The sequence below is a fragment of the Paenibacillus sp. GSMTC-2017 genome (genome assembly GCF_016019935.1).
GTDB lineage: Bacteria > Bacillota > Bacilli > Paenibacillales > Paenibacillaceae > Pristimantibacillus.
The window spans coordinates 828,278-854,608 of sequence record NZ_JAECMT010000001.1 but is presented as its reverse complement, the minus strand read 5'-3'; the positions used below and the strand labels follow the sequence as shown (position 1 = coordinate 854,608).

The window sequence follows — 26,331 nt, the reverse complement described above, 5'->3', positions numbered from 1 at the left end:
AGGGAGTGTTGTATCTGTCCAGTAGACGTGGAGAACTTGTACAACGTATCGATGAATTGATAGGTAATACTCCAATAATAAAAATTAATCGGTTGACTGAGCTAGGTGATGCAGAACTGTATGTAAAGCTGGAAGCTTACAATCCAAGTGGCAGCATTAAAGATCGAGCAGCACACAATATGATTGTGCAGGCTGAACAGGGCGGTCGATTGCAACAAGGATCTACCATAATAGAAGTAACTAGTGGAAACACGGGAATTGGTCTCGCGATGAATGCGGCTGTTCGGGGGTATAAAGCGATATTCATTATGCCTGATTCCATGTCGCGTGAGCGGATCAGCTTGCTGAAAGCATATGGAGCTGAAGTGATCCTTTTCCCAGCAGCGGATGGGGTAGAGGGTGGCGTACGTATTGCAAATGAATTGAAAGTGAGCATTCCACACAGTTACATTCCAAATCAATTTGAAAATGTAGCAAATCCTGATGCTCATCGGATAACTACCGCGATTGAAATATGGGAGCAGCTCGAAGGAAGGCTCGATGCTTTTGTATCTACCGCTGGTACGGGTGGAACCATCACTGGGGTAGGAGGGAAGCTCAAACAATTGAAGACTGACATTCAAGTGATAGCAGTTGAAACGATAAACTCACCTGTACTCTTCTCTGGTGGCGAGCCGGGGCCTCATCAAATTCCGGGCACAAGTCCCGGCTTTATTCCACCTATATTAAATAGAGACGTCATTGATGAAGTACTGCAAATAGAAGATGAAGCTGCTTGGCAAACGGCAAGGGAACTTGCTCGCAAGGAAGGTATTTTAGTAGGCCCATCTTCAGGGGCAGCCGTGTGGGCAGGTCTACAAGTAGCACGTAAGTTAGGTCAAGGGAAGCGGGTGCTTTGTATAGCCCCGGATACAGGAGAAAGATATTTAAGTTTGGGGTTGTTTGATGAACCGGAAGTTATTGAAGTTAGTGGATAATAAAATAACATTGTAATTCGACCATTTATTGTGAAAAATGGTTTTATAAACGATCAGGAATGAAGCTGCCAGCGTCAATCGGTAGCTTCATTACGTTTACGGACAGTATAGTGAAAATTAGTAATAGAGAAAAGGCATTTGACACCACTGCTACTACGTGTTACTTTATAGCTGTAGTAAGTATCACTTCATACCAGTGATACAGAATAGTAAGGAGTGATTGTGCTGGAAAACTTAACGGAAATGCTCAAAGGGGCGCTCGAGGGCTGTGTGCTTGAGATTATAAGCCGCAAAGAAACCTACGGCTACGAAATCACGCGGGAGTTGAATGCTATTGGCTTCACAGATGTTGTGGAGGGAACAGTGTACACCATCCTAATCCGGCTTGAAAAAAACAAGTTGGTGGAGATCACTAAGAAGCCTTCCGACATGGGACCGCCGCGCAAGTTTTTCATGCTAAACGACGCAGGGCGCAAGGAACTACAGAAGTTCTGGGAAAAATGGGAGTTCGTTTCATCAAAAATTAACGAGTTAAAGGAGGGGGGATAATGAACTTTTGGGAAAAAGTAACGGGAAGTGACATGACTAAAGAGATGAAATCTTTTGAGTCGCGAGCCAAAAAGCTGCCGGCTGATTATCAAGCAGCATGGGGAAAAATTAATGCAAATCTTTGGGCGCACTCAGATTTTACTGGTCGCAACCTCATGCCAATTCTTGACGGTGTACTTGGCCTGCTCGAAGAAACAGCAGCGGACGGTCAGAGTGTCCAAGAGGTTTTGGGTGATGATATCAAAGGTTTCTGTTCAGCGCTGGTCGGCGAAGAAGGGGCAAAGTCTTATCGTGACAAGTGGCGTGAGCAACTCAATAAAAATATCGCGAAAAAATTAGGGAAATAGGAGGGGGAAAATGAAAATACAAGATATCATCCAAGGCAAAAAGGAGTGGCGAGCGCACATAGCGCGTGTCAAAGCGCTTCCAAAAGATTATCAAATTGTTTATAAAGAGATTCAAAAATATTTCTTTAAGGTCGGCCCTGTTGAACTGACCGATGGGATGGATTTACTCTCGGGGATTGTTGATTTTTTTGAAGAAGGTGCGGCATTAGGGAAAGGTGTGCTTGAAGTGACTGGCAATGACGTAGCTGCTTTCTGCGACGATCTAATCAAAGATTCAATAACTTACGCTGACATCTATCAACAATCTGTTGACCAAGAAGGTAACTCCCAACGGTAATTCTATCCACTTAGTATTTGAATGAGCTACGGGGTATAATTAAGTGTTTTCACTCTATGCCGTTTGCACGTTCCTCCGGTTTCTTTATTTGTCATAGTCATTGGGGATAAAGATAGCTAGGGAGCAGACTGCCACGTATGCCTGTTCCCTTTTTAATAAAGTAGGAGAAAAATCGTGGAGACCGTTAAAATAACAAAATATTATGGAGTAATCGATATACATTCCAAAACATCCTGCAATTGTTCTACTAATTCCCTTTCTTCGTCAGTTGCCTCCTCGATTGCCTCTTCAGCTGCTTCGTTTACTGCAAGTAAATCAGATATGGAAACCCCACTTTGGATGGCTGCTTGAATATTCTCTCCTTGCTCGTTCAATGTTTCTGCAATATTTAATTCATCAAGTGCAATTTGCAACAGCGCATCATCAGCAGCTAGTACTTCTGTCGTTACTGTATTACTTGTCACGATGACGGCATCGAATGCAACTGATGCATCATTTGAAATAATTGTTGTAGCAGAAAGACAGTTAATCTCAACTTGGAATAAAACCGTCGCAAATCCACCAGCAACAATCGTCCCGATATTTACCCCCACGTTCGGATCTGCACCTATTTGCTCCACGCCATTTAATATAAAGCTATCTGGTTCAAAAGTCGTATCAGTAGGCACAATATCAGTAAAAATGACGTTGTCAGCGGCATCAGGTCCACAGTTCGTAATGACGATGGTATACGTCAACGTCTGATTCACGACAGCACATACTTTGTCGACCAACTTCACAGCTATTAGATTAGCAGCCATAACATTCCCTCCCTTAGTGTCACAAGTTATCGGTGAAGCTACTTGTACATGTTGTATTAGATGCGTGAAGGGAGGTGTTTTGGAACGGCGGGTTGCTAGAACGGCCTGTAGATTGGTAAATTAATTAGTGGTCAATATGTTATATATCTAAAGTGGAAATTAATTGAAGGAAAAATGATAAAGGTAGTTCAAATAGATCTATTTGATAGATTAATATACTATTGTAGAAATTTGAGCTCTAATGTGAATGAAAAATATCTACATGAAATTAACGAAGACAATTTCAACGAGTCTGTATAGCAAGAGCGATAGCGCTGAAACCATAGCTCATCATGTTTGTTGAAGCAGTAAGCAGCTTGGATTGTCTTATTTGTTCATATCCCATGATATGCAGATGATAGGGAAGTTCGCAAATGAAGTTGTTGTAATGGATTAAGGTCGAATTGTGGAGAAGTTACAAGAAGCTCAATCGCTTGGTCGCATACACCCAGCGTCTCATCATTTAGTTGATTCGATATTGCCGATGCATGCAATTACATTTTATTGAATTAATCAGGAAGAATATGTTACTATCACAACAAATAGATTCAAAACTTTTAAAATAAAATTATTTTATCCATTTTAATAATGGTGCGAATGTGGAGTGTACATGAAAACCCTGGTACATTCGCACCACTATTAGAGCGACTTTTTATGTAAAAATGCACAAAACTGTTATCGTAGTATTGAATTTTTTATAAAAATATCTGATAGATGAGTAAATTTGGTCTCTATTTCAAATATTTTATTTAAATTCGCTGTCACATCCTACATGGATGTGTGGATTGAAATGGCAAATGGCATCCGCAAATCAAATTTCAAGGCAGTCACATCCTACATGGATGTGTGGATTGAAATCTAACTTTAAACCAAAGTCAGTAGCAATTTGGTTGTCACATCCTACATGGATGTGTGGATTGAAATTAACTATTTTGTGAAGAAGTTGAAAGAAAAAGCTGTCACATCCTACATGGATGTGTGGATTGAAATCACCATAGTTCGGATACTAGAGCTTGGTTATTTGTCACATCCTACATGGATGTGTGGATTGAAATTCCTCTGTGCGATCCTTCTGCTATCTCGTCTTTGTCACATCCTACATGGATGTGTGGATTGAAATAAAACTATGTAGGAGATCAAGCTCAGAAGCATGCGTCACATCCTACATGGATGTGTGGATTGAAATTACACAGAATAATTTCAGCCTTTTATGCTCCTGCGTCACATCCTACATGGATGTGTGGATTGAAATTCCACTCATTTGAACCGTCAAGCTTTCACCTGTGTCACATCCTACATGGATGTGTGGATTGAAATTTACTGTGAAGAACGAAACAAAGGCGTTGATCCGTCACATCCTACATGGATGTGTGGATTGAAATTATTCACTTGATTATCGATCAAATGAAGCTTTTGTCACATCCTACATGGATGTGTGGATTGAAATACAGTAAGAAATGACATCTTCAAAATTAGGAGGAGTCACATCCTACATGGATGTGTGGATTGAAATTTAATAGATTATCTAGAAATAGAACCACGTCCAAGTCACATCCTACATGGATGTGTGGATTGAAATTATTATATCAAATTAAGAGTTTACCACAAGGTAAGTCACATCCTACATGGATGTGTGGATTGAAATTATCTATCAATCTTCCATCCACATCTAGCGGCTCGTCACATCCTACATGGATGTGTGGATTGAAATCATCCTGACATACTGCATTACTTAGTGATTGATAGTCACATCCTACATGGATGTGTGGATTGAAATTTGATGTCTCCACAGATTATCTTTTAGGTATGTCGTCACATCCTACATGGATGTGTGGATTGAAATCTAAACTATGGGCAATGGTTACACCGATACTTGCAGTCACATCCTACATGGATGTGTGGATTGAAATCCATTATTTCTTTCTTGTAAGTGAAAACCACCTTGTCACATCCTACATGGATGTGTGGATTGAAATATCATCTCGGAGTCGTTTGCAGAAGCTAGTCAAGTCACATCCTACATGGATGTGTGGATTGAAATTTTAACAAGAACAAAATATGAAATATGGGACTTGTCACATCCTACATGGATGTGTGGATTGAAATAGTACCGGTCGGGCTAATTCTCGGAATGTTAACTGTCACATCCTACATGGATGTGTGGATTGAAATTCAAATGTCAGCCACTAAAGAAGAGAAGCGCAATGTCACATCCTACATGGATGTGTGGATTGAAATACTCCCTCTTTTATACAAAGTGCCGCCCCCATCGTCACATCCTACATGGATGTGTGGATTGAAATTGCTGGTTTGGTTAATTACACCAATCATAAGCGTGTCACATCCTACATGGATGTGTGGATTGAAATCTGCAAGGTATCCAGATAAACGGACGTTTGGGCGTCACATCCTACATGGATGTGTGGATTGAAATGGGCAGGGTATCTTACTGTGCTGGATGAATCTCGTCACATCCTACATGGATGTGTGGATTGAAATTATGACTACGAGTCTCCATGAGTCCCTTACGAAGGTCACATCCTACATGGATGTGTGGATTGAAATTCTAACAATGCCTTCTGCTAATCTTGTAGCCAAGTCACATCCTACATGGATGTGTGGATTGAAATAAATTTCAGCACTCTTGCCAACCATGCCAATAAGTCACATCCTACATGGATGTGTGGATTGAAATTATTTGCTATATGTATATTAGGACTCATTGGATAGTCACATCCTACATGGATGTGTGGATTGAAATTTATAGATGATAAGATCAGAGTCATTTGCTGGTGTCACATCCTACATGGATGTGTGGATTGAAATCTTTTGATAACTCTGCGTTTATGTGGTTTAAAACCGCCAGGTCACATCCTACATGGATGTGTGGATTGAAATTTCTGCTGGCACTTTGGTGTGTTCCGTGAGATCGTCACATCCTACATGGATGTGTGGATTGAAATCCTTCGCAGCCATACATTGCGGTAGAACGCAGAGGTCACATCCTACATGGATGTGTGGATTGAAATATCGGTCTACTACTTGGGGGCATTGGAGCAAAGGTCACATCCTACATGGATGTGTGGATTGAAATTTCTATACTAAGCTCCCTACTTGGATTACTGATTGTCACATCCTACATGGATGTGTGGATTGAAATTGTAAATAATCTGTTGTGATATCCCTTATGTACGGTCACATCCTACATGGATGTGTGGATTGAAATAAATTCGGGGTTGCCGTTTGAAGCAGTTTACAAGTCACATCCTACATGGATGTGTGGATTGAAATACGCCCGTCACCCTAGTAAATCAAAGACGGGTGAGTCACATCCTACATGGATGTGTGGATTGAAATGATGATTATGGGCTGGATTAATTACTTTGTGCCAGTCACATCCTACATGGATGTGTGGATTGAAATGGGATGGCTTTATTCGCCTTGTTGCGGACGAAGAGTCACATCCTACATGGATGTGTGGATTGAAATCTATTAGAATGTGGGGAATTGAGTAGAGAAGACGTCACATCCGACATGGATGTGTGGATTGAAATCCTAGAACGACTGAATTAATTAGAGGAAATGATGGTCGCATCCTACATGGATGTGTGGATTGAAATGGTCAGATCACAGGGCTTACAGAGGCACTTAAAGGTCACATCCTACATGGATGTGTGGATTGAAATTAATCTCAAATCAGCAACAGCGAGTTCAGCACGTGTCACATCCTACATGGATGTGTGATATGAAATAATGTTGTTTTATATATTACTAATGCTGTAAAACACTAAACTAACCGAGACATAGTCGTAGCAATGAACTCAGATTAAAAGATATCTCGTTTTAGGATTATATAGATCTTCTTTTAACTAGTTAATTTCAATATGGAAACGACAATATGCTGCCAATTCGTCTTTTATTCTATAGTTTTGCGTCAGATGAAGACAAAAAATATCTTTTATAGAGGAAATTATTGGATTTTGTCGAATTTATAATCATAGTATCTCATTTCCTGAAATAAGGAGCGAATCTATGATTGATAAAGTTATTCGACTAATAAATATTATTATCGCAATTCAAGCAAAACCAGGAATAACTGCGTCCGAATTAGCACTCAAATATGATGTTACTATACGTACGATTTATAGAGATATAGATATTATCAGCTTAATTGCCCCCATTACAAGTGAAGGTAGAGGTGCTGGATTTAGATTTATCGGTCATTTTTTTATGTACCCTCTTAACTTCTCCGAACAAGAAGCACTTGTATTTTCTTTGTTGCCCTCAGTATTAGATTTAGAAAAGCTACCTCTTGGTTTTGAAACAGCCTACGACAAGGTTATGTCTACTCTTAATAAGGAAAAATCACAGCAGAACAATGTATTTGAGAATATCGCAGTAATTATTCAAACAGGAACACCTGCATATCGAAAGGACAGTCCTAACTATCTACAAACGATAATACAAGCTATTTTGGAGCAGAAAACGATCGAGACCGTCTATCACAGCCAGTATAGAAATGAAACGAAGGAACGGAAAATTGACCCATACGTTCTTGTGCCTCGTGATCAACGTTTTTATCTGATTGGCAAATGCCTTCAAGATGAGAAAGTGAAAACATTCAGGGTTAGTCGTCTGCTTGAAGTTAAAATAACTTCGGACACATTCCATAAAGGCGATTTTAATATAAAAAATCATTTGAAAAATACGTGGTCTATTCAACAAGGTAATCGGAATGTTACTTTTAAAGTTCGATTTAGCCCTAATGTGGCTAGATATATAAAAGAAAAGGAATTATTTGTTCGTCCAAGAATGAAAGATATGACTGACGGAAGTATTCTATTTGAGGTCACTGTAAATAACGAAGAAGAGTTTATTAGATGGGTCCGACAGTATGGACCAGAAGCAGAGATACTAGAACCATTGCAGGCTAGAGATTCAATTAAAAAAGAATTGGATGTATGGATGAAATTATACCAATAAATCGAACGTACATTCGAGACGAATGGTTGTCACTTCAAAATTGCATAATTACATCATAGCATCTTAACGATAATCAAAATAAAAAGAAAGCAGGTCATTTGCATGGATTATTTTGCTCACATTCGAGGGAAAGATAAAGCTATTCAAAGTGTTGAGGAGCACTTGCTTGGAGTTAAGAAGTTGGCCGAATCGTATGGGGAGAAAATTGGTGTAAAGCATATTGCTGGATTAGCTGGTTTACTTCATGATATGGGTAAATTTACAGCTGAATTTCGAAAGTATATATTGGACGCGGTGAATAGTCCGGATAATCCGCCGAGGCGTGGAAGCGTAGACCACTCAACAGCAGGTGGTAAATTGTTATTTGAACTATATCATAATGAACCTAATCCTAGTTTGAAATGGATTTTGGCAGAAGTAGTTGGCAACGTTATTATTTCACACCATTCCTATTTGCATGACTTTTTGAATCCTGATCTAGAATCCGATTATTTGAAACGTGTGTTTGAAAAAGAACTTAAATTTTATGAGGAAGCAAAAAAAAACTTTTTTGATGCTGTTGTAAGCGAGGATGAACTTAGACAATACGTACAGAAAGCATTAACTGAACTAGAATCCTTTATGTTAAAACCATCAACAGAATCTCAAGAAAGTAAACTTATGTTTTTAACAAAGTTTATATTTAGTGCATTAATTGATGCAGATCGTACAAACACACGATTGTTTGAGGAAAACAAAAGTATCGAGCCACCCGTAGAAAGCAGTAAGTTATTTCAAGATTATTATGGGAAATTGATGAACAAAATAAATTCATTTAAAGAGCATAAGGACGCTAACTCCACTATCAATCTATTAAGAAAGCAAATGTCGGATCGTTGTGATGAGTTTGCGATGAAAACGCCAAGTATTTATAAACTTTCGATTCCAACAGGCGGTGGAAAAACGTTAGCGAGCTTTCGCTATGCTCTCAAACATGCAATGGAGTTTGGGAAAAAACGTATTATATACGTAGTTCCGTTCACAACGATCATTGAACAAAACGCTGAAGAAATACGCAAAATCATTCAAGATGATGCTAGTTTGCTTGAACATCATTCGAATGTTATTAATGATACGGAAGATGATGAGGATATTGATGGCATTCTAAATAAAAGTCAGAAGCTGAAGCTTGCAAAAGATAATTGGGATGCTCCGATTATTTTTACAACGATGGTACAATTTCTAAATGTTTTTTATGAACGGGGAAGTCGGAATATTCGGAGAATGCATAATCTGAGCGAATCTGTAATTATATTTGATGAAGTACAGAAGGTTCCTGTTCCATGTGTTTCATTATTTAATTACGCTGTTAATTTTCTTAAAATATATGGTCAATCCACACTTATCCTATGCACAGCGACACAACCGACTCTTGATTTTGTAGAACATAAGCTTGAATTAGAAGCCGAATCCGAAATTATTAATCATTTGGATCAAATTATAGAATCATTCACACGTGTGGAAATAATAGATAGAGCGACAGATGAAACATTTACGAATGAAAAACTTGTTCAATTCGTAGAAGAGAAGATTGAGGAAGTCGGAAGTGTTCTGGTGATTCTTAATACGAAGTCGGTTGTCAAACGACTTTATGAGCTATTGAGAAGTAGCGAGGACGTGTCGATCTATCATTTGAGCACTGCTATGTGTGCTGCCCATCGAAATGATATCTTGGGGAAAGTTCGAGAACACCTTGCTAGGGAAGAGAAGGTGGTATGTATTAGCACACAGCTGATTGAAGCGGGAGTTGATGTAAGTTTTAAATGTGTCATTCGTTCATTGGCTGGATTGGATTCGATTGCCCAAGCTGCTGGCAGATGTAATCGTCATGGAGAATGGGATATTCAGTATGTATATGTCATTGATCATGAGGAAGAAAATTTAAAACATTTGAAGGAAATAAGGATTGGAAAAGAGATTTCAAAAAAGTTACTAATTGATATAAAACAGGATCGTAATAATCACGGTGGACATGTCCTGTCTGTCGATGCGATGAAACAATATTTCCAAAGATTTTATAACCAATTAAAATCAAATTTGAACTATCCGATTTCAAAATTGGAGAGAGATATGACGGAGTTATTACTCGCCAATCGTAAAGATAGTTCTTTCTATCTTGCGAACAAATATGAAAACGGTACAGCATTGCCACTTTTTATAATAAATAGCTATCGAACAGCTGCGGATCACTTTCAGGTTATAGATAATTATACAACCGCTGTAATTGCACCTTATGGAGAAGAAGGAAAGGACATTATAGCGAAATTAAATGGAAGTGAGACGATTGAAAATTTAACAAAGCTGTTACGGAGCTCACAGCAATACACGATTAATTTGCTTCCTTATGAAATCCAGAAGTTAACTCAGAATAACGGATTAGTAAGTTTATTTGATGGGAAGGTATGGGCGCTTAAGGAAAGTGCTTATAGTGATAGATTTGGTGTTGATATTGAGAATGAGAGTGGCTTTGAAGGCGGCTTTTTTTAAGGGTGTAAATGAAAGAAACCTATCTTCTTTATGAAGTAGGTTTTCATTTCATACAATGTATATTTCAATCCACACTATAAAAATAGCGACATTTAATTATAACATATATGGGTTTGATTTAAAAAAATTCATACAATGTATTAAAACAAAAAAACATTTACAATATCATCCATTTGAGATATATTGAAATAGAAACAAATGTCATTAAAGTAAGGAGGTGATTGCATGAGGAATTCGGTGGAATTTTTGGCATATGGAAGTTACGCATTGTTTACAGACCCTCTAACTAAGTTGGGAGGAGAAAAGCTTAGTTACCAAGTCCCAACCTATCAGGCTCTTAAAGGGATTGTTGAATCTATTTATTGGAAGCCCACACTCATTATGGTGATAGACGAAGTGAGAGTCATGAATGCAATCCGTATGGAGTCAAAGGGTATTCGTCCGCTGGAATACGGTGGTGGCAATACGCTAGCAAATTACACTTATTTGAAGGACCCTTGTTATCAGGTAAGAGCTCATTTTGAGTTCAACTTGAACCGTCCAGAGATGGCTTTTGATCGTAACGAAAATAAGCATCACAACATATTTAAGCGTTCACTGCAAGCGGGAGGACGTAGAGATATCTTTCTTGGGACTAGAGAATGCCAGGCATATGTTGAACCCTGTGTTTTCGGTGAAGGTAAAAGCTTTTATGACAATTACGGGGATATTCATCTTGGCAATATGATACATGGTATTAACTATCCTGATGAAACAGGAAGAGAGCAGCTAGAAGTACGTCTATGGAGTCCGGTAATGAGAGATGGCATTATTCAATTCAAAAAACCAGAACAATGTGAGCAGGTTCGAACGGTCTCTGCGATGAAGGCTAAATATTTTGATCAGGGCAATGTTGAGCAAGTGGATGTATTATCTGATGAATTAGAAGGGAGGGGGAATCTATGAGTTGGCTACTCCATCTATATGAAACTTACAAATCTAATCTAGAACACGTTGGTAAGATAGAAAAAAAACATAATGATCAAGAGTATACATTGCTACCAATTTCTCACACGACACAAACCGCACATATTCAATTAGACATCACTGAGGATGGAAGGTATCATTCTGCAATAGTCATTGATAAGTCCGATGCTAGTACTCTTCTTCCTTGTACGGAAAAATCTGCTAGCAGAGCAGGTGCTGTAGTAGCACCTTACCCACTACATGATAAGTTAAGTTATGTAGCAGGGGATTTTGTAGCCTATGGTGGAGAAGTGAAGAAGGGAGAAGATCCATTTGCAGCTTACATTAGTAAATTAGGCCAGTGGGCTGAATCTCCTTACGCTGTCCCCAAGGTTAAAAGCATCTACTCCTACTTGGCCAAGGGTTGTCTTATTCAAGACTTAGTTGAAGATAAGGTGCTTTATACAGATGAAGACGGACGTCTAATCACTAAATGGGACAAGGATTCTGAAGCACGATATGGCCCTAAACCACCCATTTATTCGGTTATGGTTGGTGGTCCAGAAAGTATATTTATCAGATTTAATGTCTATTCACAGAACCCGTTATCGAATGATGTGTGGAAGGACAAAGAGATGCATGAATCATTTATTCAGTACTATAGACAGCAACTCGGAGAGATTGATTATTGTTATGTGACGGGTGAATTATTGCCAAGTACAGATAAACATGCAAATAAAATCAGACATGCTGGCGATAAGGCAAAATTAATTTCAGCAAACGATGATACTGGGTTTACGTTTCGTGGACGTTTTAATAAGGGATTTGAAGTGGCAAGTATTAGCTATGATGTATCACAGAAGGCACATAATGCCTTAAAGTGGCTCATTAATCGGCAAGGCAAAATCATTGATGGACGAGTCTTTCTTGTATGGGCGAATACGGAACTAGATTTGCCAGGATTAACAGAGGAATCTTTTGATATCTTCCCATCTGTTGCAAAGGTAAGGGACACCATCCCATTCACGTATCGAGAATTTGCTAATGAAGTTGCGAAAGCATTAGATGGTTACAAAAATCGGCTTTCCATTCCTACAAAATCTGACGTAAACATTATGATCCTTGATTCTGCAACAACAGGACGCATGGCAGTACTGTATTATCGAAGTTTGAATAAAGAGTTTTATTTGGACAGACTTGTAAAGTGGCATTCATCATGCGCATGGTTACACCGTTATCGTAAAGATGAAGAAGGCAATTTTGTTAAGTTTTATGGCGCTCCTGCTACAAAAGATATTGCATTTGCTGCATATGGATCAAGGGCGGGAGATAAAGTTGTCAAAGGCTTGATAGAGCGAATGTTTCCATGTATTGTGGATGATCAAAAAGTACCTCGTGATATTGAAATGAGTGCGTTTCACCGTGCATCTAATCCGGTTGCTATGGAAAATTGGGAATGGGAGAAGACGCTTAGTATCACATGTTCATTAATCAACAGAAGGGAGAAATTGAATGTGGCATTAGATTATGATAATAACGATCGAAATTATTTATTTGGACGGTTATTGGCAGTTGCAGATGTGCTAGAAAGACGTGCACTAGGTCCCGATGAGAATCGTGCGAGTAACGCCATTCGCTTTATGAATGCGTTTTCAAATCATCCAGAGAGAACATGGAAAACTATACAGCAATGTCTCCAGCCATATCAAGCAAGACTAGGGAGAAAAGCGACTGATTTAAATAAGATTATTGATGAAGTTGGATCGCGTCTCCCAATTGATGAATTTAATAATAAACCATTAACAGGTCTATATTTGTTAGGTTACTATAGCCAGCGGCACGAGCTTTATCAGAAAAAGGATAAAGATGAAGCTGTAATTGAAGAGACAATCAACTAATAGGGAGAGATAAAATATGACGATTTTGGATTATAAAATTGATTTTGCCGTTGTACTATCCGTATCGAAGGCTAACCCCAATGGAGATCCGCTTAACGGAAACCGTCCACGTCAAAATTATGATGGGTTCGGTGAGATTTCCGACGTTGCCTTGAAGAGAAAGATTCGTAACCGCCTGCAAGATATGGGAGAATCCATTTTTGTACAGTCCAATGACAGAAAAAATGATTCGTATGGTAGTTTAAGAGAACGTGCTGATTCCAATGCTGAATTAGGGAAAATATTGAAGTCAAAAACAGGATCAAGTGATGAGTTTGCTCAGATTGCTTGTCAAGAGTGGATTGACGTTCGGAGTTTTGGTCAAGTATTTGCATTCAAATCAGATAAGGCTGGATCAGGTGTTTCAGTAGGTGTAAGAGGTCCAGTATCTATTCATACAGCAACAAGCATTGATCCTATTGATATTACAAGTATGCAAATTACAAAAAGTGTAAATTCTGAACCTGGCTCATCGAGAGGATCTGATACGATGGGTATGAAGCACCGTGTAGATTCAGGTGTATATATTTTTAAGGGAAGCATTAATACGCAATTGGCAGAAAAAACGCAATTTACAAAAGAGGATGCAGAAAAGTTTAAGCAGGCACTTATTACATTATTCGAAAATGATTTATCATCTGCAAGACCAGAAGGAAGTATGGAAGTTCATAAAGTATTTTGGTGGGAGCATAATTCCAAGTTAGGGCAATACTCATCAGCTAAAGTACATCGTTCACTATTAGTAGAGAAACGTGTAGCTGAGCCAAAAGAATATACAGATTACAGCTTTGATTTGCAGCCATTGGAAGGTTTGAAAGTCGAGATTATTGATGGCCTATAACGAAGATGACTTTCTTATGTTATCGGGGATACAACATTTTCAATTTTGTAAACGTCAGTGGGCATTAATTCACATAGAACAACAATGGGAAGAAAATGTGAAGACAATTGAAGGGCAACATCTTCATAGGAATGCTGATAAGCCGTTTACAAGAGAGAAACGGGGAGATAAGCTCGTCGTTCGCGGAATGCCTATAATGTCAAATAAGCATGGCATTTCAGGCATTTGCGATGTGGTGGAGTTTATAAAAAGTGATCACGGTGTCGAAGTATTTGGAGCCGAGGGGAAGTATATCGCTTACCCGGTTGAATATAAACGTGGCAAACCAAAAACAAATGATGAAGATATTTTACAATTAGCTGCACAAGCAATTTGTTTGGAAGAGATGTTGTTATGTGAAATAGATGTAGGCTATATGTTCTACAATGAAATAAAGCATAGGGTTGAAGTACCAATTACTTCGGAAATAAAGTTTAAGGTCCAGCGAATCTTCACAGAAATGCAAGATTACTACAGACGTAGACATACACCAAAAGTGAAAACAGGTTCATTTTGTAAAAGTTGTTCCCTTCATAATATATGCTTACCAGAATTGATGACTAAACGGACAGTGAAAAGTTATCTTGAAGGGAAAATCAAGGAATGAAAAAATTACTGAATACATTGTACATTACACAACCGGATATTTATTTGTCACTCGATGGAGATAATATTTTATTACTAAAGGAACAAGAAAAGTTAGGCAGAGTACCGCTTCATAACATCGAATCTATAATTGCTTTTGGTTATACAGGAGCGAGCCCAGCTCTAATGGGCTATTGTGCAGAACGCAATATCGATATCGTTTTTATGACGATGAATGGGCGTTTTCTAGCAAGAGTAATAGGTCAAAGCAAAGGTAATGTGATCTTAAGAAAGAAGCAATATTTGGTGTCTGAAGATGAAGTGGTATCAGCAAAAATTGCTCGTAACTTCATTGTCGGTAAAATTTATAATCATAAATGGATGCTTGAAAGAATGACAAGAGATTATCCATTGCGGATAGATGTTGACCAATTTAAAGCTGCCTCGCAGCATTTATCATCTATCATTATTGACGTTAGAGAATGTGAAGATTTAGAGAGATTACGAGGTTTGGAAGGTCAAGCAGCTGTTTCTTATAATCGGTTGTTTGACCATATGATATTGCAACAAAAAGAGGATTTTTATTTCCATAATCGAAATCGAAGACCGCCGCTTGATAATGTGAATGCCATGTTATCTTTTGCTTATACATTGTTATCTAAAGATATGGCTGCTGCTTTGGAAGCTGTTGGATTAGATGCCTATGTCGGCTTTTTGCACCGAGACCGCCCAGGGCGAGAATCTTTGGCACTCGATGTAATGGAGGAGTTGCGAGGGGTTTTTGCAGACAAATTTGTATTGTCATTGATCAATAAGAAAATTGTGAACAATGACGATTTTTTTAAGAAAGAAAATGGTGCGGTTATTATGAAGGACGAAGGTAGGAAGAAGTTTTTAACGGCCTGGCAAGATAAGAAACAAGAGAAGATTACACATCCTTATTTAGGGGAGAAGATATCTTGGGGACTTGTGCCGCATACACAAGCATTGTTGTTAGCAAGGTACTTGCGCGATGACCTAGACGAGTATCCACCTTTTCTATGGAAGTAGGTGCTTTAGTTGTTGGTATTAATAACTTATGATGTAAGCACTATCAGCAGTGGTGGTCAGAGAAGGTTGCGGCATGTATCTAAAATATGCCAAAACTATGGTCAGAGGGTCCAGAATTCTGTATTTGAATGCATTGTAGACGCAGCTCAATTTACGGAATTAAAATTAAAACTTCTCGATATCATCGACAAAGATCAGGATAGTCTTAGATTCTACCAACTAGGAAATAACTTCAAGAATAAAGTAGAACATGTTGGTGTGAAAGAAGCATTGGATCTAGAAGGTCCACTTATATTTTAGTGCGAAAGCGTGGTGCGAATGTATAGTGCACATGAAATCCCCGGGACATTCGCACCAGATATAAAGAAGAAATTGTTAATAAATAAGCCGAAAATGAGACGGAATCATGTGTCAGGTTAATTTTCATACGATTTTTCATGAAAATATAGTCTTTTTTATATTTTTAGCGTAAAATCGCCGTCACATCCTTCACGGATGTGTGGATTTAAATTTCACCCGTAATGCGGATGTACCTGGTCTCCGTAGTCACATCCTTCACGGATGTGTGGATTTAAATACCGATCCTGCCGCTACTTGTGAGGATGAAATACGTCACATCCTTCACGGATGTGTGGATTTAAATAGCTATACAGGTACTTACACGGATGATGCAGGTCGTCACATCCTTCACGGATGTGTGGATTTAAATTTCATACTCAGCAAGTCGTGGTGCGCTTTTGGAAGTCACATCCTTCACGGATGTGTGGATTTAAATATATAGCGCGTCACATTTAAGACTACACATTGAGTCACATCCTTCACGGATGTGTGGATTTAAATACATCAAGTAGTTTTTTAATGTCGTCGAGTTGTAGTCACATCCTTCACGGATGTGTGGATTTAAATTTTGTTGGTCAGGTAATTGATATCATCGATAGCAGTCACATCCTTCACGGATGTGTGGATTTAAATCATCCATGATTAAGTGTTCGCCTGTATGAGGGTTGTCACATCCTTCACGGATGTGTGGATTTAAATATTAGTTACCGCGATGAAGAGGAACTAGTGCAAGTCACATCCTTCACGGATGTGTGGATTTAAATATCATATTTGGTGGTCGTATGGATGGAAGCTTCCGTCACATCCTTCACGGATGTGTGGATTTAAATGTTGAGCGTATTCGGTCGAATCGGAGTCTTTAAAGTCACATCCTTCACGGATGTGTGGATTTAAATAAACTCTTCATGCGTTAGCCTAGCTGCTTTTGCGTCACATCCTTCACGGATGTGTGGATTTAAATAATCATCATGCGAATTGGATCTTGTGACTTTCCAGTCACATCCTTCACGGATGTGTGGATTTAAATTTCCTCCCTCACCTCATCTGGGTCAAGTACCCAAGTCACATCCTTCACGGATGTGTGGATTTAAATTGATTCATCAAGGACATTTGTAAACCATAGCACCGTCACATCCTTCACGGATGTGTGGATTTAAATATTAACCCGACTAACTTTACGCTGAGCCATCATGTCACATCCTTCACGGATGTGTGGATTTAAATATATGCCATTCATTGCGATTATCCCGGCGTGGGGAGTCACATCCTTCACGGATGTGTGGATTTAAATTACCAAGTAACCACTTTTCGAAATCATCGCGGCGTCACATCCTTCACGGATGTGTGGATTTAAATAAAACAGAGCTGAAGCTTAATGAGGACAAATTAAGTCACATCCTTCACGGATGTGTGGATTTAAATACAAATGGCAAGTTACGATAAGAGCTAACGGCAAGTCACATCCTTCACGGATGTGTGGATTTAAATTATAACAAAAAAGGAAGCCGCTAGGCTCCCTCTCGTCACATCCTTCACGGATGTGTGGATTTAAATATATCTATTGCGTCTCTACGAGTCTATTAGGCGGGTCACATCCTTCACGGATGTGTGGATTTAAATATAATAACGAAGATGACCTAGCGGTCCACGAGGTGTCACATCCTTCACGGATGTGTGGATTTAAATAACTATTGCTATTACTGCGCCTAATGGCAGGTTAGTCACATCCTTCACGGATGTGTGGATTTAAATCTACATAGTCCAAACGATCACGCAGACTTGCATAGTCACATCCTTCACGGATGTGTGGATTTAAATACGCTACGGAGCTAGGAATCAATTGGATATCTAGTCACATCCTTCACGGATGTGTGGATTTAAATCACATCATTGCACCAGTATATAATACCGTTGCGAGTCACATCCTTCACGGATGTGTGGATTTAAATCTCCTTGTTTTTGAACGTAAAACAACGGCTCCATGTCACATCCTTCACGGATGTGTGGATTTAAATTATGGTATCCAAGAGGAGGAGCAGCATGACCGAAGTCACATCCTTCACGGATGTGTGGATTTAAATTCTCGTTTGTTGAAATCGAAATTAGATTAATTAGTCACATCCTTCACGGATGTGTGGATTTAAATTTAAAGAGTATGACTTGGATGATGGTGATAAAGCGTCACATCCTTCACGGATGTGTGGATTTAAATATTATGACTCTTAACCGTTTGAGTATCCCTATGCGTCACATCCTTCACGGATGTGTGGATTTAAATCCCAAAACTGAATAGGATCAATCAATCCCGATGCGTCACATCCTTCACGGATGTGTGGATTTAAATTGAACGTCGTAGAGCAGAGGTGCGATTAGTATTTGTCACATCCTTCACGGATGTGTGGATTTAAATGATCACAAATGCCTGGAATGGTAGAGAAGATGGGGTCACATCCTTCACGGATGTGTGGATTTAAATAAAGTGACTTTATTTATGTATGTCTATAAGTGGTGTCACATCCTTCACGGATGTGTGGATTTAAATTCCATCCTCCTCACGATATCGCTTGCCAATTCTAGTCACATCCTTCACGGATGTGTGGATTTAAATGGTTAAAGGCAATGTCCTAAAGTAGGGATAAACAAAGTCACATCCTTCACGGATGTGTGGATTTAAATTGTCAATTGTGACCTTAAGATCTGAAATCGTAGAGTCACATCCTTCACGGATGTGTGGATTTAAATTATTAGCGCGACGACACTAGGCCCAGTCAACGTTGTCACATCCTTCACGGATGTGTGGATTTAAATATGTGCTTTAGTTGGGCGATCTTGCACACTCTCAGTCACATCCTTCACGGATGTGTGGATTTAAATATAGTTTCAACCGATATCTCAAACATATGACTGAGGTCACATCCTTCACGGATGTGTGGATTTAAATACGGATCGGATGAGCTGCTTCCTGAACTTAACATGTCACATCCTTCACGGATGTGTGGATTTAAATTCACCTTTGTCCGTTGCTTCGATATACCTACGTTGTCACATCCTTCACGGATGTGTGGATTTAAATATCACAAGTATGTGACTGAATGGTTTGTTGAAAGTCACATCCTTCACGGATGTGTGGATTTAAATAATATTGCGTAGTGAAAGACTACCCATATCGTCGTCACATCCTTCACGGATGTGTGGATTTAAATAATCAAGTCCCAAGCACCACTATAAGGTGGTAAGGTCACATCCTTCACGGATGTGTGGATTTAAATATGTCCTAACCTCGTACGTTGAAAATCATACTTCAGTCACATCCTTCACGGATGTGTGGATTTAAATATCATCTTCCAATAGTTCTCTTACGGACTCGTGTGTCACATCCTTCACGGATGTGTGGATTTAAATCACCAGATGCGGCGAAAGGGATGGCGAATGTAATGTCACATCCTTCACGGATGTGTGGATTTAAATAACTCTTACCGGTGGTGGCTCAAGCTCTTGCATGTCACATCCTTCACGGATGTGTGGATTAAAATTTAGCTAGGACGTTTTAAGTCTATGCCTTCGTAAATGATATGTCCTTCGTGCGGGTTATATCATGCTAAAGACCTCAATGCAAGTATGGTTATCCTGAAAGAAGGCTAAAGCTATTGTCAATATAATCGTAGATAACGTAGGGACTAGGAGGCTACTTTACTTCAAGAAAATCTTCAAGACTTTCGTATACTATATACACACACAACGTTAGTGTCTTTTTCATGTCACTCGTTAATATTAACATAGTAGAGAACAGAGATCCAAAAGTATGGTACGTAGAGATGCGACAATATGGAGGTTTTTACAGCAGTGAATCGATAGTTTACAACAAGGAGGGGCAGGAGCCTGTCCTTGTTTTTTACATGGTCTTGGTGGAAACTCGAACAATTGAATATATCAGCATCAGCACTTCAAGTCTCCGCAAACTGTCATTTCGGAGGACTTGCTTGGTCATGGTCAGTTTGAAGGAGCTAGTATCGGCTTCCGGTAATTTTGGAAAGTGATTGCACCCTGCTAGAGGAACTGTTGAAATCAAGGTTCACTATCCGAGGGGGAGAATGAATGAATCATCATAATCCTGTTAATTATGGGGAATGTTAACGATTAGTGGGTAGCATATTTTCGTTTGGTCACGGACAGATAGCGTATTACAACAGAGAACGGAGCTCGGATAAGATGAAGCTAATTCATAACAAAGGACTAAAAAGTTGGAAAGTAGCTCGTATGATAGGCATTTTTGTATTTTGTATCGTTTGTATATGTACATCCTTTCGTACAAGCAATCAAATCGTTGCCGCAAGTGTAGACGATACAGGCAAGAACGCAAAAACTCGCACCCTCGCCATAGTCATCGATGATTTCGGCAACGGAATGACTGGAACGGAAGAGATGCTTAAACTTCCGATCCCCTTTACGGTAGCAGTAATGCCATTTATGCCAACGTCAAAGCAAGATGCGGAGGCCGCATACAAGCTTGGTCATGATGTGATTGTTCATATGCCTATGGAACCGAACAAAGGCTTAAAATCATGGCTTGGTCCAGGGGCTATTACAGCTGATTTGAGCGATGCGGAAGTGAGAAAGAGAGTGGAGGACGCCATAAATGACGTTCCTCACGCAATAGGAATGAACAACCATATGGGCTCTAAAATTACAGCTGACGAAAGAATTATGCGAGTCGTACTTACCGTTATTAAGGAACATGGCATGTTTTATTTAGATAGTAAGACAACTCCTAAAACGGTAGTTCCTCAAGTTGCAAAAGAATTAGGTGTGCCAACGCTCGGGAATAACGTTTTCCTTGATGACGTATATACGGAGCAACACATTTCCAAGCAAGTTAATTTACTTAGAAGACATTTAGAAAATAATGAAAGTTGCATAACGATAGGTCATGTTGGACCGCCTGGGAAAAAGACATCAGCAGTATTACTAAGGTCTATTCCTGACTTACGGTCAGTTGCGCATTTCGTTAAATTATCCGATATGGTTCGATCATCAATGATTGATCCATTTATATTGCCTAATCCCTGATGCAATAGCCCCAGCAACTTGTAATTGACTTCGTGAATCAGTTAACATGTCGCGATCGGCTTGGTTACTAATAAAACCCATCTCGACAATAACAGAAGGTTGCTCTACGCGTCTTAGTAAATAAAACGGATTCCCAAGTTTAGGAAGGGCATTTGAAGATTGTTGACGATTTAAGGCGTCTTGTATACAAAATGCTAACAGAGCACTTTCTCCAGATTCCTGATGTAAGACGAGAGGGCCTCTTCTGGAACTGTTTTTACCCCAGTTCACATGTAGACTAACAAGCAGCTCACTGTCAATTTCTTCGGTGAGCTGACGTCTTTGCGACAAATCTTTGCGATGCCTCGATTTCGAGTTGTGCCAGTGATTGTCATCACTAAGTGCGTAATCGTCTGTACGATTCATAATAGCTGGAATGCCTTGACTTCTAAGAAGAAGATACAATTTACCTGCAATAGCGAGGTTAATATCTTTCTCCAGCAAATCTCCGTGTGACGCACCACCATCAATACCACCATGACCAACATCGATAATAACGGTTGTATGAGGAAGTGAAATGTTTTGGTCTTTAATTTGTGCGACTTGCTCTTCTTCTTTTCGTTTATCCATTGCTTGTGCAGGTGCAGACCCAGTTAAACCAAGCACACATACACATATCAAGCACAATAACGATTTTTGCATCATATGCTCAGTCCTCCGCATGTTGGCGTTTTATATTCCATTAGCGTGGCTGATCTGAGGAAAACTCATACATGATTATGTTCAAAAAGAATGGGGTATGCTTTAGGTAAGAGTTTAGCGTAGGAGGTGATTCATGTGGCTGGAGGAAATGATCTCGTTAAATATATGACGGAGCAATTTATACATTATATGGAGACACCGGCTGATGAGCGAAAACAAGCAAAAACGTCAGCCAAGGCGGCTAGAGAGCCGTGGCTGACGCGTTGGTTTGGTTGGGGCCCGGTAAGTTTTATTCTTTGGTGGAGAGGTAGAGCTGATCGTCAACGATAAAATTTGCCTTTTTCCACAAGTAATGCCATCGGAATATAACGGCGATCTGAGCTGTCTTCATCCGTGTCGAGAGCAACGAACAGTTCGCCGTTTTCCCACTCGTCATATCCAACTACCGACCATACTGCACGGTAAGAATTGTCTTCTGAAACGTAAGTGTAGCGAAGCTGCTTTTTGTTTTTTATTGCTGTTACTATAGTGGAATAGTCATTAGATTGTATAGCGATAGGTTTTTTTGTTAACCAGGGCATCCGTCCATAAGGATCAAATGAACCGATAGAACGATAATGAGCCAATTTGGCATGGGAGGAAAGTAACCCATGTCTATTTTCTAATTCATTGTCACCTGCAGGCTTGTCCCAGTTGATGTTATACTCAGGCAGATCTTCACCTGAGTTAGCATCTCTATAATAGACAGCTTTTTTGGATGTAATTCGCCATGCAGCTTGAAGCGGGTGTACGTAAACCTTTTCGGCTTGATTAGGCTGATTTATTAGTTCAAGCTGCAGCAAGGAAAGCTGCAGCGATTGTTCATTAAATAACGGGTATTCCCCAATGCCATATTCCCCTAGCTGAAACTTCCCATCTTCGGTCGCATTTACGACCAAGTAACCAACAATTGTTTCTTTTTTCGTAAGTAAAACTAACCAGCTATGTGTTCCCGGACCGAGTGGAGAAATAGCGAGAGTGGCTGACTTCCACTCTGAGTAATCTGATTTAGAAGCAAGTTCGTCAACCCAGCTTTGTGCCTGTGACTCTAATGTAGTTTCTGCAGATATGCTAACCTCTAACACGGAGAGGGCAGCAATAGGGACAGGGGGGCTACTTGCCGCGAGCAGTACGGTTGATAATACAGCTACAGTTGTCCATCTAATCAATAATTTTCGCAAATGTTTTCACCTCAGCTACATTGTAGCGGACAGGCTTTAAGAATGCTGTTACAACCTGTCGGCATCAATGAGTCGTAATAGCGCTTTTTTTTGCCGTAATGATGCGGTTCCCGTCTAATTGTATTCAATCGATTCCCTCCAGGTGGAAAATGCCGCAGTTAATGGCGGAAGCCGTCACACGAGGTTCATATTGCCAACGAATTTCTGCTTGGCGCTGCTCGTATTGCTCGGTGACGGCAGGTTTGTTTTCTTCTGTTGCATGTTCCAATAGCGGCTCATAATAGGCATTGATTCGATCCATTTCATGTTTAAGTCTGTTAGTGGCATCAACTGCCCAGTTATAATCATACGATTTTAGCTTTCGTTCCAGTGTTTGCTCGACAATCGTTAACGCTTTGTTGAAGGAAATTCCTGTTTTCGTCACATGAATGTTGGCAGGTAGCCTTGGAGTCAGCTTCGTAGCAACTAGTCGATCATGAAAGCGGTCAACACAATGACCAGTCACCAGCGAAACACCAAAGCTATGAATTTCTTCCCGCTTACGATCACAGGCAAATTCTATCCGAATGTTAACACCAAGCCAAGCTGTATATGGTGTGGAACTAAAAGGGCTACTCCCTCGTTTATCAGGTTCTTGAAATAAATAAACAAAACTGCCCTTCGTTTTTGCAGCACCGAATAATTGTTCCAGCTTGCGTGAGCCGAAATATAAATCTTCTCGCGGAATTCGAGCTGGTGCAGTCAAATTATTATTAATGAAGCCGAACGACCTTGTGAGTGCAGCATCGACCGCAGAAGTTTGGTTACCCGCTTCGGCTTGACCACTAGGTGTTAATTCTGGCGTAGAAGGCAACGCATCATATCGTTCTTTATCTGTCACGAACAGAAAGGTCATCGTCTCAGGTTCAGTTCCAACACGATCTACGAAGCTCCAATAATAGGGTCTGTTCGTTAGTTCACGATCAGCACTAGGTGACAATTTAACGGTAAAGTGGGCTGGTGACTTTTCGATGATAGAACAGTCGGTTGCTTCCAAATAGCGGTTCACAAATTTATGCACTTGCTTCTCATTCATGGCTTTACCTCCACCGTTTGACCAAGTTGATCTACTTTTATCAGCAATTCCGGGCCAGCGGATAATGGATTAGTTGTCGATTTAACTTCATCTCGCACTTGGCTGAGTGAACTTCCTAGTTGATTTAATTGCTTCTCTAAATCGCGATCGTCTCCAGACTCCAGTAATGCGCGGGCAAGCCGCTTTTCGATCGAGTCGCCGCCTTCGAACCGTTCTAATATGTGATCTAGTTCACCTATAACTAGCTCGAATAGATTGATTTTTTCGTGTAGCAGACTAACGATATGTTCTTCTATTGTGCCAAGCGTGCATAAATTGTAGATACGTACATCCTCCGTTTGACCGAGCCGATGAACGCGGCCGATTCTTTGCTCAACTCGCATAGGATTCCATGGCAAATCAAAGTTGATCATATGGTGACAAAACTGAAGATTGATTCCTTCACCACCAGCTTCTGTTGCGATAAGCACCTGAGCTCGCCCACGGAACAAATCCATCATCCAATCCTTTTTACCGCGGTTCATACCGCCACGGTATGGCACAGCCATTATGTTTTGTGCACGGAAAAATTGGAGTAAATATTCTTGCGTCGCCCTGTACTCTGTGAAAATAATGACTTTTTCGTTCATCTCTTTCACAAGTTCCATCGCTTTTTCCGCTTTCGTGTTGGCTTTGATACTTTTTATCTTCTCCACCAGTCCCCAAATCTTTGGTCTAAGCGGTGAATCTTCCTCCGTTTTTTTAAACAGATTGATGAGTGTTAGAAATACAGCATCTCTACTACTACATACTTCGCGCTGCAAAGTGACAAGTGAAAGCATGCTGCTCATATCGCCGCCGCTTTCGTTATATCTTTCCTTCACGAAGCCGGTAACGGCATCATAAAGTGCTTTTTCATCAGCGGAAAGCGCGAGTGGAATGTTTTTGACAATTCGTTTCGTAAAATGAATGCCTCCATCGCCGCGACGATTGCGAATCATTACGGTAGATAAAGCTTCTTGTAATTGATCCTCATTTTTTGGGAGCCGCTTATCTACGACGAAATTAGCTGCAAAATCACTTTGTCCACCAAGTTGTCCAGGCTTTAACAACGTGATGAGATTAAAAAGCTCGTCCAAATCGTTTTGGATCGGTGTCGCTGTTAGCAGTAGGCAATACTTTTTGCGAAGCAGAGTAGCAAACTGGTAGTTAGTCGTTTTTTTATTTTTGAGCTTGTGAGCTTCATCAATAATAATAAGATCGTATTCAGTTCCTAGTACACGTTCTCGATGCGGCTCGCGTTTGGCAGTATCGATAGAAGCGACAACAACGTCATACCCCCAAGTATGCTCTTTCTTCTGCGCGAATGCAGAAATACCGAACTTTTGGTTTAGTTCTCGCACCCATTGAAGCACTAGAGATGCAGGCACAAGAATGAGGGCTCGCTTCACAAGGCCGCGCACCATATATTCTTTCAGCACAAGTCCAGCTTCAATCGTCTTGCCAAGTCCAACTTCATCCGCAAGAATAGCTCTGCCGCCCATTTCATGAAGCACTTTGCTCGCAGTGCTGATTTGATGAGGCATTGGTACGATTGCAGGCAACGTCCGTAAACATTGTAGTTCTTCGAAACTTTCGACGCGTTTAGCTTGTTCTGCTTCAATAGCTAGCTGATAGAGCGTCCAATCATCCCAGGGGCCATTTTTCGAGAGTCGATCTTGCAATTCATCAAACCAAGTACGATCTACTTGTAAATCTACATGTGAATGTAGTTTCCGTTTCATTATGGATGAGCTACTCTCTGCTGTAGCAGCTTGCGGCGATATTTCGAATGTCATGAAGAGCGCTCCTTTTCGATAACAAGGGATAAGTTGTCATTAGTATTGCCTTATAGAGCAATAATAATAAGAAGCATCTGTGAACAGAGTATAAATCAACATATAGTATGATATAATCCTTTTGAATACAATATATTGAAGTTATATCGTTTGATCGGATAGTTGCAATGCGGGAAA

At 39.9% G+C, this 26,331-nt stretch carries 19 protein-coding genes and 2 CRISPR repeat arrays; of the genes, 14 read left to right on the top strand and 5 right to left on the bottom strand.

Translation table 11 applies throughout. The features are described 5' to 3' along the window. The first annotated feature begins 14 nt into the window (after nt 1-14). The 4 genes from cysK (at nt 15) to I6N90_RS03990 (ending at nt 2,210) form a co-directional block, all read left to right on the top strand. Nucleotides 15-977: a cysteine synthase A gene (gene cysK / locus I6N90_RS04005; protein WP_442950939.1), complete on the top strand. Its 963-nt coding sequence runs from the start codon at nt 15-17 to the stop codon at nt 975-977. Nucleotides 978-1,220: 243 nt separating this feature from the next. After that, nucleotides 1,221-1,526, top strand: coding sequence for a PadR family transcriptional regulator (locus I6N90_RS04000; RefSeq protein ID WP_269669442.1), 306 nt, complete (start codon nt 1,221-1,223; stop codon nt 1,524-1,526). Beyond that, the gene (locus I6N90_RS03995; protein WP_197934192.1) at nt 1,526-1,873 is read left to right on the top strand and encodes a DUF1048 domain-containing protein; all 348 of its coding nucleotides are present in this window, start codon (nt 1,526-1,528) and stop codon (nt 1,871-1,873) included. Before I6N90_RS04000 ends, I6N90_RS03995 begins: the two co-directional genes overlap by 1 nt. Before the next feature lie 10 nt (nt 1,874-1,883). Continuing rightward, nucleotides 1,884-2,210, top strand: coding sequence for a DUF1048 domain-containing protein (locus I6N90_RS03990; protein WP_197934191.1), 327 nt, complete (start codon nt 1,884-1,886; stop codon nt 2,208-2,210). Nucleotides 2,211-2,410: 200 nt separating this feature from the next. Here the strand turns inward: I6N90_RS03990 and I6N90_RS03985 are convergent, their stop codons facing one another. Continuing rightward, the gene (locus tag I6N90_RS03985; protein WP_197934190.1) at nt 2,411-3,010 is read right to left on the bottom strand and encodes a DUF11 domain-containing protein; all 600 of its coding nucleotides are present in this window, start codon (nt 3,008-3,010) and stop codon (nt 2,411-2,413) included. Nucleotides 3,011-3,809: 799 nt separating this feature from the next. Further along, nucleotides 3,810-6,801: a CRISPR direct-repeat array (repeat unit 32 nt; unit sequence GTCACATCCTACATGGATGTGTGGATTGAAAT). Nucleotides 6,802-7,081: 280 nt separating this feature from the next. Between I6N90_RS03985 and I6N90_RS03980 the strand changes: the two genes are divergently transcribed. From I6N90_RS03980 to I6N90_RS03940, 9 genes are all read left to right on the top strand, one after another. Next, nucleotides 7,082-8,032 carry a helix-turn-helix transcriptional regulator gene (locus tag I6N90_RS03980; RefSeq protein ID WP_197934189.1) on the top strand — a complete coding sequence of 317 codons (951 nt, stop codon included), beginning with the start codon at nt 7,082-7,084 and terminating at the stop codon, nt 8,030-8,032. Nucleotides 8,033-8,134: 102 nt separating this feature from the next. Then, nucleotides 8,135-10,558 (top strand): CRISPR-associated helicase Cas3', encoded by a 2,424-nt coding sequence (gene cas3, locus I6N90_RS03975; RefSeq protein ID WP_197934188.1) that lies wholly within the window; start codon nt 8,135-8,137, stop codon nt 10,556-10,558. A gap of 225 nt (nt 10,559-10,783) precedes the next feature. Beyond that, a complete protein-coding gene (cas5c, locus tag I6N90_RS03970) occupies nt 10,784-11,503 on the top strand; it encodes a type I-C CRISPR-associated protein Cas5c (protein WP_197934187.1) in 720 nt (239 codons plus the stop codon). Further along, the gene (gene cas8c / locus I6N90_RS03965; RefSeq protein ID WP_197934186.1) at nt 11,500-13,401 is read left to right on the top strand and encodes a type I-C CRISPR-associated protein Cas8c/Csd1; all 1,902 of its coding nucleotides are present in this window, start codon (nt 11,500-11,502) and stop codon (nt 13,399-13,401) included. The genes cas5c and cas8c overlap by 4 nt, the downstream gene beginning before the upstream one ends. A gap of 16 nt (nt 13,402-13,417) precedes the next feature. Continuing rightward, nucleotides 13,418-14,281 carry a type I-C CRISPR-associated protein Cas7/Csd2 gene (gene cas7c, locus I6N90_RS03960; RefSeq protein ID WP_197934185.1) on the top strand — a complete coding sequence of 288 codons (864 nt, stop codon included), beginning with the start codon at nt 13,418-13,420 and terminating at the stop codon, nt 14,279-14,281. Beyond that, the gene (gene cas4 / locus I6N90_RS03955) at nt 14,271-14,927 is read left to right on the top strand and encodes a CRISPR-associated protein Cas4 (RefSeq protein ID WP_197934184.1); all 657 of its coding nucleotides are present in this window, start codon (nt 14,271-14,273) and stop codon (nt 14,925-14,927) included. The genes cas7c and cas4 overlap by 11 nt, the downstream gene beginning before the upstream one ends. Next, entirely contained in the window at nt 14,924-15,955 is a 1,032-nt protein-coding gene (cas1c, locus tag I6N90_RS03950; RefSeq protein ID WP_197934183.1) for a type I-C CRISPR-associated endonuclease Cas1c, read from the top strand. Before cas4 ends, cas1c begins: the two co-directional genes overlap by 4 nt. A 9-nt stretch (nt 15,956-15,964) precedes the next feature. Then, nucleotides 15,965-16,255 (top strand): CRISPR-associated endonuclease Cas2, encoded by a 291-nt coding sequence (cas2, locus tag I6N90_RS03945; protein ID WP_197934182.1) that lies wholly within the window; start codon nt 15,965-15,967, stop codon nt 16,253-16,255. 179 nt (nt 16,256-16,434) lie between these two features. After that, nucleotides 16,435-19,827: a CRISPR direct-repeat array (repeat unit 32 nt; unit sequence GTCACATCCTTCACGGATGTGTGGATTTAAAT). Nucleotides 19,828-20,503: 676 nt separating this feature from the next. Further along, entirely contained in the window at nt 20,504-21,361 is an 858-nt protein-coding gene (locus I6N90_RS03940) for a divergent polysaccharide deacetylase family protein (RefSeq protein ID WP_232242515.1), read from the top strand. On the opposite strand, the gene I6N90_RS03935 is transcribed toward I6N90_RS03940, so the two are convergent. Next, a complete protein-coding gene (locus tag I6N90_RS03935; RefSeq protein WP_442950931.1) occupies nt 21,326-22,045 on the bottom strand; it encodes an N-acetylmuramoyl-L-alanine amidase in 720 nt (239 codons plus the stop codon). The genes I6N90_RS03940 and I6N90_RS03935 overlap by 36 nt on opposite strands. Nucleotides 22,046-22,177: 132 nt before the next feature. On the opposite strand from I6N90_RS03935, the gene I6N90_RS03930 reads away from it, so the two are divergent. Beyond that, nucleotides 22,178-22,372, top strand: a complete 195-nt coding sequence (locus I6N90_RS03930; protein ID WP_197934181.1) for a YqzE family protein — start codon at nt 22,178-22,180, stop codon at nt 22,370-22,372. Here I6N90_RS03930 and I6N90_RS03925 read toward each other — a convergent pair. The 3 genes from I6N90_RS03925 to I6N90_RS03915 all read right to left on the bottom strand — a co-directional run bounded on the left by I6N90_RS03925 (nt 22,363) and on the right by I6N90_RS03915 (nt 26,154). Beyond that, complete coding sequence (locus I6N90_RS03925; protein WP_197934180.1) at nt 22,363-23,262, bottom strand: hypothetical protein; 900 nt, start codon at nt 23,260-23,262, stop codon at nt 22,363-22,365. The two genes, I6N90_RS03930 and I6N90_RS03925, sit on opposite strands and share 10 nt — an antisense overlap. Nucleotides 23,263-23,386: 124 nt before the next feature. After that, complete coding sequence (locus I6N90_RS03920) at nt 23,387-24,337, bottom strand: YqhG family protein (RefSeq protein WP_197934179.1); 951 nt, start codon at nt 24,335-24,337, stop codon at nt 23,387-23,389. Further along, nucleotides 24,334-26,154, bottom strand: coding sequence for an SNF2-related protein (locus tag I6N90_RS03915; protein ID WP_197934178.1), 1,821 nt, complete (start codon nt 26,152-26,154; stop codon nt 24,334-24,336). The genes I6N90_RS03920 and I6N90_RS03915 overlap by 4 nt, the downstream gene beginning before the upstream one ends. Nucleotides 26,155-26,331 lie beyond the last annotated feature (177 nt).